The following is a 12,585-nucleotide window of genomic DNA, read 5'->3' on the forward strand; positions in this document are numbered from 1 at the left end:
CGATAAAATATCACTCCTGATTTTATTCTTTGAAGTTAATTCTTTTAATATCTAATACGGTAGGGAAAGTATACTCAGCACAATAATATAAAGTACATTACTTACCTGACAAAATAGGGAACGCAGCTCCTTCCTCAAAGTTAAGGAATTTGGAAGCCATTCCCGTGCTTAACCACCAGCATGCTAAAACTTGTCCTTGATAGATTCCAACAGATATTCCGGCAATTAATCCATTAATCAAAAAGGAGTAGTCTTCTCATTAGTTGACTACTCCTTTTTGGTAAACTCTATAAACGAAAAAACATCTGCCTTAGGCTTCCATGTAAGAAGAAAAAGGCAGGCGTTTTTCAAAACTTAATTGTAATACAGGTTCTCAGTCGGATATACCGGATCATTGGTGATGTCGATTCCAAGCTTCTTAAAGGTCTGTTCGTTTTCCCTATTCAATATAACCGTGGAATGCGCTTGTGTATCTCTTAAATTTGGCAGTTGCTTATAAGCCAGCTCAGAAGTAGGGTTGGTGACCGCACTGATTGCCAGAGCAATCAGCACTTCATTGGCGCTTAATGTTGGGACTCGGCTGTTCAAATCATCGGTTTTCAACTGTTGAATCGTCTGCAGAATCATCGGTGACAACAAATCAATTTCATCGGCAATATTGGTCAATTTCTTCAAGCCATTCAGAATCGAGGCTGCCGAAGCATCCATCAAAGTTGTCGTTCGACCGGTGATCATCTCACCATTTGGCAGTTCTATCGCAATTACGGCTTGTAAATTCGTGCTGCCAATTTGCTCTTGGATTGCTTTCGCATAATTACGGGCTGGCAATACAGGTGCTCGATCCTCTTTCTTTAAGTCAGTCTCTTCCAGAATCACTTGCATGTGGCGTACACTATCTTCATCAGCAAGCCCTTTTTTATAGTCGTTCTCTACGACGAAACTGCGCCGAATGATTTCCTGCTTTGCGGCTTCCTGCACGACCATATCGTCGGTGATGCCCGATTTCAGACGATTAACACCCATATCAGTCGGTGAGCTGTAAACAGACTCTTTACCGGTAATCCTTTCAATAATCCGTTTGATGACAGGAAACGTCTCAATATCACGATTGTAATTGATCGCTACTTCCCCGTATGCTTCATAATGATAATTGTCAATCATATTTACGTCTTTCAAATCGACGGTAGCCGCTTCATAAGCGATGTTTACCGGGTGCTTTAACGGCAAGTTCCAAACCGGAAAAGTTTCAAACTTGGCATAGCCGACTTTATTCCCCAGTTTATTCTCATGGTACATTTGGTTAAGGCAGGTGGCAAGCTTTCCACTGGCCGGACCGGGTGCCGTTACTACCACAATTGGCTTTGTCGTTTTAATATAAGGATTCGTCGCAAATCCCTCTTCCCCAAGGACCGCGTCCACATTTGTAGGGTAACCTTTGATTTCACTGTGGGTACAGACGCTAATTCCGCTTCTCTCAAGCTTTGTCATAAATACTTTGGCTGTTGGTTGTCCTTGATAACGAGTGATCAAGACACTGTTGACAGAAATGCCATATGCCCGATATTCATCGATTAAGCGCAAGACATCTTGGTCATAAGTGATGCCGTAATCTTCACGGACTTTGTTCCGTTCGATGTCTCCAGCGTACACACAGATGATGATTTCCGCATTTTCTTTCAGCGTATGCAATAGTTTGATTTTGGCATCTTCATCAAATCCAGGCAAGACACGCTTAGCGTGTTTGTCGCCTATCAATTTTCCGCCAAATTCCAAATAAAGTTTATCATACTGCTGTACCCGATCTAGGATGTAGGCAGATTGTTCTTGTAAATATTTCTCCAAATCAAATCCAATTTTCTTCATTTATTTTCCGTCCCGCCTTCTATACTTCAAGCTTTCTCTTAAAGCGATAGATAAAAACGCCTTAAAAGAAAAGACTAACTAAAATGCATCTTTTATCATTATAAAGCTTTGAAAAAAAAAGACAAAGGAAACCTGGCCCAATCATTTCAATGATTGGGTTATTCTAATAAATGCAGTGGCCATATCGTGAATGCATTCAACCAAAATCATTCAGCCATCCGAATCCGCCATGTTTAACTTTATAATCTGGATTCATTAAAGATAATTTCAATTCCCAATGCTCCAACCTATCAATCATTTCTTCCATTCCTATCTTCAGATCTTCTTTACTATCTGAATTGTTAGGAGGAGCGTTCATTTCATTTGGAAGCCTGATTTTAATTGGCGGGAATCCACCGTCTTTGAATAACTGCACACCAGCTGGAGTTTTACCCAAAAACTGTCCTTCAGTTGATACAGCACAAATTTCCACACGATCAAGATACTCTTGCGCCACTAGAATAATATGGTCATACATCTGCCTCGTGGACCACACATCTTCTTTCGAGTTATGCCGAAACTATTCCGGAGAGTATTTGCTAAACTTATTAAAACTAAATATTCAAAATTTAATATTTTGATGATTGTATCACAGTTAATGAGGAGTCTTCATTAGATCTTATTGCATTAGCATAAAGCGTTCGCAAAAGCACACGTATATAGACAAAAGAGAAAAAGCAGTGCCGATCAGCACTGCTCTCCCCCTTTTTATATTTTGCTATTAGAATTACTGCTACTTCTGATAAGCCGTCATATGTAAACTTCTCTGTATGTTATTCACTTTATTTACGCAACCTTTTCCATTTATCCCGGTTTAACATTCATATAGCTATGAATGTAATTTTGTGTGTGTAACAAAAATAACGGATCAATTTTATCACTTCAGAGAAGGCAAAGTCTAAAACTAAAATAGAGGATTTAGTTTTCTGAATAGTCATAAAATGAAATTGACATAAACTTTTGCGAAGGGTATTCTGTTCATAAATAGATTTTATCTGATTTTTCAGTCTAATGGAACCGGTTTTTTAGTTATAGTTAGTAAAATCTCTAGATTGAAAGATAGTATTTACAAATAAAAGGAGGGATGTAAATAAGATTAAATATAGAAACATGCAACAATTTAACAGGCCCTTGTTTCACTCTTTATTGATCTGAGCCGGATTAGAATTGGTAACTTCAAATGTCATTAGAATAGTTGAATTTTCGGGTAATCTTTTTCACGTACTGGTTCATTTGAAAAATAGAGGGGGATTTTATATGAGGTATATTTATGAAACAGATATTAAGGTGCCAATGAGGGATGGTATCAAGTTGGCCACCAACATTTGGCGGCCTGAAGGTGATAAACCTGCTCCAACTTTACTGGTTCGAAATCCGTATGGAATGAATAATCTTCCATCAGACGGTACAATTCCTAATCTATTGGAACTTTTGGAAGCCGGATACGCAATTGTATATCAAGATTGCCGGGGTTCATTCAATTCTGAAGGTGATTATGTAGACATGGCCAATGAACCAGAAGATGGTGTAGACACGCTGGATTGGCTTTCGAACCAACCGTGGTGCGACGGTAATATCGGTACTTATGGACCGTCTTATTTAGGCTTTGTGCAATGGGCTAGTGTGACTAACGGAGGGAATAACCTTAAAGCAATAGCACCGTCTGTGACTAGTTCTGATTATTATAAAGCTCCTTGGTACTCGGATGGGGGTGCATTTTCCCTTCATACTTCATTCTTTTGGATAACGTCAATGGGACTTAGCGGCGCGATGCGTAAGTTAACTACTTTGAAGGATCCGAATCTTATAAGTGAAATCTATGGAGACCTTCAAGAGCTAACCGATATAATGGATGATCCCACGCCACATCTATCCAAGATGCCTCTTAATGAGCAAGAACAATTGAAAAAACATTCACCTTTGTGGTCAGAATGGCTTGAACATCCATCTCATGACGAATACTGGACAGGTATGGCTACGATAGACAAGATTGAAGAAGTGAAAGTACCTGCTCTAAACATTGGTGGCTGGTACGATATTTTAGTGAATGCCACGCTTGCAAGTTATACGGCAATGAAACAGAGAGATGGTAGTGAGGCTGCTCGTAAAGAACAGCTTCTTATTATTGGCCCTTGGGATCATGGATCGTATCAGGGAATTTATCCTGATAGACAGTTTGGTATTGCAGCAAGCATTCAAGCTGTAGACACTACAACCTTGCATCGTAAATTCTTTGATCGTTGGTTACGAGGAGAAAAGGAAGCTTTGGAAGGAATGGCTCCAGTCCGGATTTTCGTGATGGGCATCGATCAATGGAGAGATGAACAAGATTGGCCGTTACCGGACACTCAATATACTGATTATTTTCTTGCCAGCTCTGGACAGGCGAATACTTCAGAAGGAGACGGTATACTGAGGAGTGATTCTCCACAAGCTGAACAAAAGGATACGTATACTTATGACCCGCTCGACCCGGTCCCAACGCTCGGTGGTCGGACGCTGATGCCGGTTCAAGCAAATTCCACAGGGCCAGTTGACCAAAGTCCACTCAAAGCACGCGAGGATGTGCTTTTCTATTCTACTCCGGTTCTGGAAAAATCGATCGAAGTTACTGGGCATGTATCGCTTAATCTTTATGCATCATCTTCAGCACTAGATACTGACTTTACGGGTAAACTTGTAGATGTTTTTCCAGACGGACGATCAATCATTCTTACGGAAGGTATTCTGCGTGCTCGTTATCGAAAATCCCTGTCTGAACCAGAATTGCTAGAACCAGATGAAATTTATGAGCTGACATTGGATTTAGGAGCAACTTCTAATGTATTTCTTCCAGGTCACCGTATTATGCTCGAAGTCTCTAGCAGCAACTTTCCAAGATATGATCGAAACACAAATACTGGTGATGTTATAGCGATGGATATGGAAGATCAGATGGTGACAGCCGTTAACTCTATTTATCATGGAAGTTCTCACCCTAGTCGACTTGTTCTTCCTATTATCAATCGCAATTAGCTATTAGGGGGTTAGAAGTGGAAGGGCAGAGAGTCCAATATAGGGAGAAGTTCTTCTCTTGTATAAGTTTTATTGTTTCACATTCCAAGAAAGTTGGATAAAAGAAAATAACCCACTAATTTTGATTAGAATAATCGGCATTGAAAGGAAGACTAAGGGCTGGAAATTCAGCTGTTGGCCTTCCTTTTTTATAAATTCCACTATTCCTTTCAACGCGTTTGCAAAAGTACAATTTTACAGTCAAAAGGGAGAAAAGAAGTGCGTGAATCACCCTCCTTTCTCCCTCTGGATTTTAGTAGCTTCCGATAACAGTATGATATGTAAACTAGTTAACCATGAAATATAGAGTCTATATTAAAAAATACAATAAGACGGACCCGAGAAAATTAGGCAAAGCTATCAGTAAGACAGTATTTGATAAGTTGAGTGTTTCATCTAATTTTATAATAGCCAAATTTCCGATAGCAGGAGCATTAGAGCTAATGAAACCTGTTTTCAAAAAGCCCCCGATTAAGATGCCTGCGAGTCCTATTATTCCAGTCACATTCATAGCAAGTTCGATATTATTTTGCATAACGAAAAAAATTACTATAAAAATGAAAATTAATAACACCAAAGATAATCTTTTCATAATATCCTCCTCTTCTTATAATTTCTACAAATGTTCTTATATTCCGAGAAAATTTACTGACCAATAGTTCTGTTTTATGATCTAGCTTATAAAATTTTTTAAAAGCAGGAATTTTGTCTAATAGATTTCACAATAACTCTCGTTATTAATATACCAAATAAATACATTTGGTTCCGCTTATCTTTTTAAGTATTCTGATATTTATTTAAACTTATTAACTTTATTGAATTGAATTACTCCTTCTCAAGCGTTCGTAAAAGTACACCTTAACGAACACGCCAAAACCATATAAAAGCCCAAAATAAAAACGTTCGTAAAGGTCCTAAAACACTTTACGAACGTTCGCTATTTCACTTGTACTTTTACGAACAAATGAGTTCTTAAATTCCGCCGCTTTCTCTTTTTGCTTACTGGCAATCCTGCTTTCATGTAACTTCTGTCAGTACATAGATTTCAGTTTATATCATCCGTGTTTCTTATTGCTTATTTACAAAAGATATTTTACATTCGCTATTATTTCACTGGACCGCTATTGATCTCAGTAAGTGACGAGTTCACCGCAAAGATTTTGGCGTTTACATCCGTTATGCCAAAACCGGAGAGTCTCTTCGTATGCATTTCCACGTATTTTTCCGCCGCTTCTTTTGTTTCGAAAAGGTAGATTCCTCCGGCTTCCTTTGTTTCGGGGCTTTCTGTCCAGATTTTCCAGATGAAGCCTTCTTCTTCGTTGATGCTTTTCGCTAAATCGGAAAACCCAACTGCCATTTCATCTCCGGAAGGTCCATCCATTTTGAAATCCACTTGTGCGATAAAGGCCATGTTCTTTTCCTCCTCGTTATTTGACCGTTGTAAAATAAGATTCTCCCAGGATTTCCTTCGCTTCATAGCGGCCTGGTGAAAGTTCTTTTTCAATAAAAGCATTGATGCCGGTTGGGTCCACATCGTACATGACTTCAATTTCTTTGGAAAACAGCAGTTCTTCTTTTTCAAGCAAGCGCGAAAGCGACGGCTGCTGCTTGGCTTGCAGTTCTTCCTGGTTCAGGACCTGTTTCAAGCCATCGACATAAGATTCAAAAGGACGGCCTCCGACAAGTTTCACGCCTTTGTTTTCTTCGTTGACCATGATAATCGTCGGGAAACCTCTGGCACCTATGCTTCTCGCCAGGCTGAAATCTTCATTTAATAATTGTTGGCCGCGTGGCTGCTCCGCTTCCGCTATAATGGCTTCTCCGTCAAGCCCCATCTTGTTGACGATGTCAATCATGACCGCTTGATCTGAAATGTTTTGATTGAAAGCGAAAAGGGCTTCTCGTGCACGGCGCAGGTACTCGTTGGCTTTTGCCTCATCATGTTTTTCCTGGATCACTTTGAACACGCGGGAAGGCGGATACGATGACTGGACGGGGTTATCAATCATCAAAGACCCGTCAATCGGCATTCTTGAGTGTTCCCCGACTTCTCTCCAATGGCCCGCAACGTCGGCTGGCTTGTAGATTCCATTTGCCGGGTCAATCGGTCCGTCATGCCATTTTTCCAGCAATCCGCCCATTACCGTTTGGAACTTGAAATGGTCGCCGTATTGCTCGGTGAAACGGCGAAGCACCGGTTCGATGGCCCAGCAATGCGAACAGATCGGATCCGTTACATAATACAAGGTAATCGATTTTTTTGGCTGATTCAAATCAATGATCTCCATTTCTTCTTCTCCAGCCACTCCGCATACACCTGTTTCTAAATCACACATCATGTTGTTATTGTTTTTCAATTCTTTTCCCTCATTTCTATTTTTTTAAATAAAGATCGTATTTTCTAAGAGGCTCTGTTTTATTTGCCTTACAAATCCATCTTAAGCCATAATGGATTTAACCCATACCAATAGATAGGCAGATTTGTCGCTTATGCAACACATATGAGAAACTGTATGAAAAGTAGGTGAAGAAAACATGACGCAATCAAAAACAGATCCACGGGTTTTGCGCACGCGCAGAGTCATCATGGATTCGTTCATTGACCTCTCAGGAGAAAGGGAATTCAAAGACATCACCGTAAAGGATATTACCTCCAAGGCGATGATTAACCGTGCGACTTTCTATTATCATTTTGAAGATATCTACGATTTACTGGAGAAGGCTTTATTGGAAGTATGGTCCGTCAATTTGGGTGCTGAGTATTACCAGAACAACGCCTTGAATACAGAAGCACTGGTCCACGTTTTCAAAGCCATCACCAATTTCCAATTGTCCTTATCCACCCGCTGCCATAGAGGCTACGAAGATACGATTGCCCGGATCATCCGGGAGCAGCTGGAAAATATTTTCTATAAGATGCTGGTGAAACAGCGGCCGACTGAAGACGAGCAAGCGCTTAAAGTGGCGGCGGTGATGTTGAGCTGGGGAATTTACGGCGCTTCGGTGGAATGGAAAAGAAATTCAAAGAACGTTGCGCCGGAAGAATTCATCAAATCCGCGATTCCTTTTATCCTGTCCGGCATCGATGCCCGACTCACGAATGAACAGCTGGGTGTTGAGAATTAATTAGTAGCCACTTCATAGATCTGCATTTCTTCTAACCGTCTAATGGGTATCATCCTGAAAACCAGACTAAATAAAACACTTTTCGCTGTGAATCAGGCATGGTAATGCCAAGATGTCAGCGAAAGGTGTTTTTCATTGGGCGAAAAGACCAGTTATCCGATTTGCGCTTGTAATAACCACAATCAAACTGTTCTAAAATGATGAAGGAAAACTTCTAATGGAAGGATACGATTATTTATTCGTCCGACTACTACACAGTCGGATAGGCACCGTCCCAGACCACTTTCCTATAATGGCCCGGATCCGTGTCACCTTCTGTGCTGATGATCAGAACTTTAGAATCCTGGTTTAAATTCAATTCTTTTTTCATTCTACTAAGGTTTTCATTTTCAGCCAGTTGACTAAGCAATCCCATCCCGACTGCGCCGGATTCGCCTGAGATAATGCGAGGGTCAGAGCTTATTGGGTTTGCGAGAATCCGCATGCCCCGTGCTGCCACATAATCAGGACACGAAACAAAGATCTCCGCAAAATCTTTTAAAATGCCCCATGAAGCTATACTGGGTTCACCGCAAGCCAATCCGGCCATGATTGTATCCAAAGCTCCGGTCACTGCATGCGGTTTTCCATCTCCAATCCTTATCGATTTGTATAAGCAAGCTGCTTTTTCCGGTTCGATAATCACTGTAACCGGCCGTTCATCGCCATACTTTTCCACCAGGCAGCCGAGCATGCTGCCGGCGAAAGAACCGACGCCTGCTTGCAAAAACACATGCGTCGGCCGGTCAACGCCGGTTTCAGCCATCTGTTCCAACGCTTCATCCATGATTGTTCCATACCCTTGCATGATCCAAATCGGAATTTCCTCATAGCCATCCCAAGCCGTGTCCTGCACCAACACCCAGCCATTTTCTTCAGCCATCCGGTTGGCCAGCTTAACGGTGTCGTCATAATTCAACTCGGTTATGAAGGCTTCCGCGCCTTCTTTCCGTATATTGTCCAATCTTATTGGCGAAGATCCTTTCGGCATGCAGACAACTGATTTTTGCCCGAGCTGGCTTGCGGCCCAAGCGATGCCTCTTCCGTGATTGCCATCAGTCGCTGTTACAAAAGTGAGGGCTCCAAGCCGCTCCTTCACTTCGTGGCTTCTTAGTTTTTGAAAAGATACTTCTGAAATATCGGCGTTCAATTTTTCTGCCAGGTATTTGCCAAGCGCATAGGAACCGCCCAGCACTTTAAAAGCGTTAAGGCCAAAACGGTGAGATTCATCTTTTACCCAGATGTTGCGGACCTTTAAATGCTTGGACAAGCCGGTCAAACTGTGAAGGGGCGTTACTTTATACTCGGGAAAGCTCTTATGGAAATTCCTGGCCTGTTCAACGGCCTTCCTGTTCATAAAGCCTGCACTCGCATTTTCATCGTTAGATTTTCGCCTGCTTTTATTCGCTAGATATTGAATCTCCCCTTCATTATCTGTAGCATTCATCATTTTTCTCCTCCTATTTTATTGGAGATTTCTGCCGTCCATCTGATGGTTACTTGCTAGACCGCAGCCTACGCCAAGCACTGCATGGGCTCCAGCTGGCAAGCAGCCCTTTTAAAATATGCCACCTACTTGTTGGTTACCAATCGATTTGTCTGCCATTTCGAAAGAACCCCCCATTGGGACCATCCGAGCCGATCGTCGCTAGCCAATGGATGGACGCGGCTGCCTGCTTTGGGGTTCTCGGAGCCGAAGGTCCACCCATATCTGTACTTACCCATCCTGGACAGGCTGCATTTACCTTGATGTCTCCTTTGATTTCTGCAGCGGCCAATTGCGTCAACCCGTTTAAAGCAAGTTTGGAGAGTTTGTAGGCGCCTACTCCCGGAACAGCCATTTCTCGCAGTTCTCCATAGCCCGAAGAAATATTGATGATTCTCCCATAGCCCTGCTTTTCCATCAGCGGAAGAAAAGAATGCATCACATAGTATGCCCCGAAAAAGTTCGTCGCCATCGTTTTTTCCAGAATGCCAGGGTCCATGGTCAACAACTTTTCATGCTCATCCAAATACACGCCCGCATTGTTGATTAATACATCCAATCTGCCATATTGCTCATTTATCGCATTCGCCGCTTGGCGTATGCTTTCCTTGTCTTCGACATCCATTACCGCGAATGAAACATCCAGTTTTGACTCCTGAAGTATTTGAGCGGCTTTCTGGCCTTTTTCAGCATCCCGGCTGGTCAAAATGACTTTGAAGCCGTTCACCGCCAATTGTTTCACCAGCTCATAGCCGATTCCCCGATTCGCGCCTGTGACAAGAGCGACTTGTTTACTGTGTGACATTTGCTCTCTCCTCCCGCTGTTTATTCCGTGGGTTTCTTATCTACTGTTCCGGAGCTGCCAACATCCGATTGATTGTTTTTTCTTTATTCCTCCAAACAAGCTTTTATAAACCCAGGAATACCTTAGGTTAGATGGGCGGCCACATTTATAAACTATTTTAAAACCACCATCCCGTAAACAGAAAAAGACCACAAAAAATGAGGCGAGAGAAACAAACTTCAACCCGCCTTCTTCTCTATCCGCTCAATTGTTAGAACCAGCTGTTGCATCACCATAATTTTTGGAGCTGAGCCAGTGCTGTTTTATTATCAGAAAAATTAATATATAGTTGATGACATAGTAGCTGTATCGGATTTGTTTTGCAGCAGCTCTTTCTTTTATCCTCATACTGCTTGATTTATGATAGGAGGCAAAAAAACAGACAGCCGTTCAGCTACTTTCCGTTTTGGAGTGGTTAAGTCTAAAAATCAGGAGGCCTATATGAAAGAAGAAATTTGGAACGATGTAGATGATTATTTCGCTGAGAAGCTCCACAACACAGACCCTGTGATGGAAGCGGTGCACCAAAACAACTTTGACGCCGGCTTGCCGGGAATCGATGTGTCACCGAATCAAGGCAAGTTTTTGAAACTGATGGTAAAACTGGCTAACGCCAAAAATGTCCTGGAAATCGGTACACTTGGCGGCTATAGCAGCATCTGGATGGGACGCGCACTTCCTGATGACGGACGCCTGGTGACGCTTGAATACAAAAATGCCCATGCTATTGTGGCGCGAGAAAATATCGAAAACGCCGGATTGTCCGGTAAAATCGAAGTGATTGAAGGTGCGGCTATCGACACTTTGCCGATGCTCAAATCAAAAGGCTGGACGCATTTCGATTTGATTTTCATCGATGCCGACAAACCGAGCTATCCTCATTACTTTAAATGGGCTTTGGAGTATTCCCGGCCTGGCACAGTCATCATTGCCGATAATGTCGTCCGCGGCGGCCGCGTTCTGGATCCGGAAGATCCAAACGGCAAAGCGATGCGCGACTTCATGGACTTGATGTCTGATGACACGCTGATTGACGGCACGGTTATGCAGACGGTCGGCAGCAAAGGTTATGACGGATTTGCGATCGGAATTGTGAAATAAGCTGGTATTTAAGGCGTTCACTAAGAGATGTTGCCTCTTGGTGAACGCCTTTTTAATTTAAACCAGGCAAAAAAGTGAAATACTGTCCGTTGATCCTCAAATACTGTCCGGTAACCACTAAATACTGTCCGCTATCCAAGAAATACTGTCCGGAGGCCTTCTCACATCATTTCACAGCTGCTTGGATGATCAAGAAATTCGGTTTCTTCATTAGCCGTCCGTAACTTTCAGGGGCCCGTTCTTTGAATTTTAGCGTCGGCTTCGGTTCGATGATTTCCTGGATTGCAAAGTGTTCCAGTGTTTGATTCAGAACATAGTTAAGCGGCCGGCGGTAAAAGAGAACTTCATAAGACTTCCCCGATTTCTCCCAGTGATCGGTGAGCAGTTCGGTTGAAAAATAATCGGCTTCCGCCAGCAATTCGATATCCGTAAACGGATGATGGACCGAAAACAGCAGCCGGCCTCCCGGCTTCAGGATCCGTTTGAATTCCTGAAACGTTTTGCTCCAGTCCTCCAGGTAATGAAGCGTCAACGAACTGACCACCCAATCTAAAGAACCGTCTTCAAACGGCAAAGCCGCTGCCAGGTCTGCGCATAACACGTCCGCCTTGGCCCCCATCCGTTTCTTGGCCGCATGGACCATTTCCGGGCTCAGATCAATAGCGGTGACTTTCGCGCCGCGTTTTACCAATTGCTCGGTATACCAGCCGGCAGCGCAGCCGGCATCCAAAACGCTGAAGCCCTTCATATCCATTGGCAATTGCGCCATCATTGCCGGCCGCTCGTATTCGCTGTTGTATAGACCCGTTTGGTCCGCTTCATTGGCATAATAACCGGCCAGCTGGTTATACACTTCTCTGACTTTGTCTTTCATATTCCGCCTCCTGGGTTTTGAATGGTTTCTTCTTACCTTATCCTTTCTTTTCCGGTGATTCAATGTGTTGGTTCAATTTTCTGAAAACGATTGCTTTTTTATTTTTACTGGTATATGATTAAATCAAATAAATTTGATTAATAGAAAGCAGGGATAGGT

Annotated in this window: 11 protein-coding genes; 3 read left to right on the forward strand and 8 right to left on the reverse strand. The window is 42.5% G+C overall.

The annotated features are described in order from the left end of the window. Positions 1–354: 354 nt before the first annotated feature. Both ACSFXN_RS07485 and ACSFXN_RS07490 read right to left on the reverse strand, forming a co-directional pair. Positions 355–1,863, reverse strand: a complete 1,509-nt coding sequence (locus ACSFXN_RS07485; RefSeq protein ID WP_437149546.1) for a DUF1846 domain-containing protein — start codon at positions 1,861–1,863, stop codon at positions 355–357. A 196-nt stretch (positions 1,864–2,059) separates the two neighbouring features. After that, the gene (locus ACSFXN_RS07490) at positions 2,060–2,380 is read right to left on the reverse strand and encodes a hypothetical protein (protein WP_437149547.1); all 321 of its coding nucleotides are present in this window, start codon (positions 2,378–2,380) and stop codon (positions 2,060–2,062) included. Between the two features lie 779 nt (positions 2,381–3,159). Between ACSFXN_RS07490 and ACSFXN_RS07495 the strand changes: the two genes are divergently transcribed. Beyond that, positions 3,160–4,917, forward strand: a complete 1,758-nt coding sequence (locus tag ACSFXN_RS07495) for a CocE/NonD family hydrolase (protein WP_437149548.1) — start codon at positions 3,160–3,162, stop codon at positions 4,915–4,917. A gap of 349 nt (positions 4,918–5,266) precedes the next feature. On the opposite strand, the gene ACSFXN_RS07500 is transcribed toward ACSFXN_RS07495, so the two are convergent. From ACSFXN_RS07500 to ACSFXN_RS07510, 3 genes are all read right to left on the reverse strand, one after another. Then, the gene (locus ACSFXN_RS07500) at positions 5,267–5,548 is read right to left on the reverse strand and encodes a hypothetical protein (RefSeq protein ID WP_437149549.1); all 282 of its coding nucleotides are present in this window, start codon (positions 5,546–5,548) and stop codon (positions 5,267–5,269) included. A 513-nt stretch (positions 5,549–6,061) separates the two neighbouring features. Then, complete coding sequence (locus ACSFXN_RS07505) at positions 6,062–6,367, reverse strand: monooxygenase (protein ID WP_437149550.1); 306 nt, start codon at positions 6,365–6,367, stop codon at positions 6,062–6,064. Positions 6,368–6,383: 16 nt separating this feature from the next. Further along, a complete protein-coding gene (locus ACSFXN_RS07510) occupies positions 6,384–7,295 on the reverse strand; it encodes a DsbA family protein (protein WP_300993368.1) in 912 nt (303 codons plus the stop codon). A 196-nt stretch (positions 7,296–7,491) separates the two neighbouring features. Between ACSFXN_RS07510 and ACSFXN_RS07515 the strand changes: the two genes are divergently transcribed. Then, positions 7,492–8,082 (forward strand): TetR/AcrR family transcriptional regulator, encoded by a 591-nt coding sequence (locus tag ACSFXN_RS07515; RefSeq protein ID WP_437149551.1) that lies wholly within the window; start codon positions 7,492–7,494, stop codon positions 8,080–8,082. Between the two features lie 250 nt (positions 8,083–8,332). Here the strand turns inward: ACSFXN_RS07515 and dpaL are convergent, their stop codons facing one another. Together dpaL and ACSFXN_RS07525 are read right to left on the reverse strand one after the other, a co-directional pair. Next, positions 8,333–9,571: a diaminopropionate ammonia-lyase gene (gene dpaL / locus ACSFXN_RS07520; protein WP_437149552.1), complete on the reverse strand. Its 1,239-nt coding sequence runs from the start codon at positions 9,569–9,571 to the stop codon at positions 8,333–8,335. Positions 9,572–9,704: 133 nt separating this feature from the next. After that, positions 9,705–10,412, reverse strand: coding sequence for an SDR family oxidoreductase (locus ACSFXN_RS07525; protein WP_437149553.1), 708 nt, complete (start codon positions 10,410–10,412; stop codon positions 9,705–9,707). Between the two features lie 480 nt (positions 10,413–10,892). Between ACSFXN_RS07525 and ACSFXN_RS07530 the strand changes: the two genes are divergently transcribed. Then, a complete protein-coding gene (locus ACSFXN_RS07530) occupies positions 10,893–11,552 on the forward strand; it encodes an O-methyltransferase (protein WP_437149554.1) in 660 nt (219 codons plus the stop codon). Between the two features lie 166 nt (positions 11,553–11,718). Here the strand turns inward: ACSFXN_RS07530 and ACSFXN_RS07535 are convergent, their stop codons facing one another. Continuing rightward, positions 11,719–12,426, reverse strand: a complete 708-nt coding sequence (locus tag ACSFXN_RS07535) for a class I SAM-dependent methyltransferase (RefSeq protein WP_437149555.1) — start codon at positions 12,424–12,426, stop codon at positions 11,719–11,721. Positions 12,427–12,585: the final 159 nt, after the last annotated feature.

Origin of the sequence: Planococcus sp. 1R117A (genome assembly GCF_051417975.1) — a bacterium.
Taxonomy (GTDB): domain Bacteria; phylum Bacillota; class Bacilli; order Bacillales_A; family Planococcaceae; genus Planococcus; species Planococcus shenhongbingii.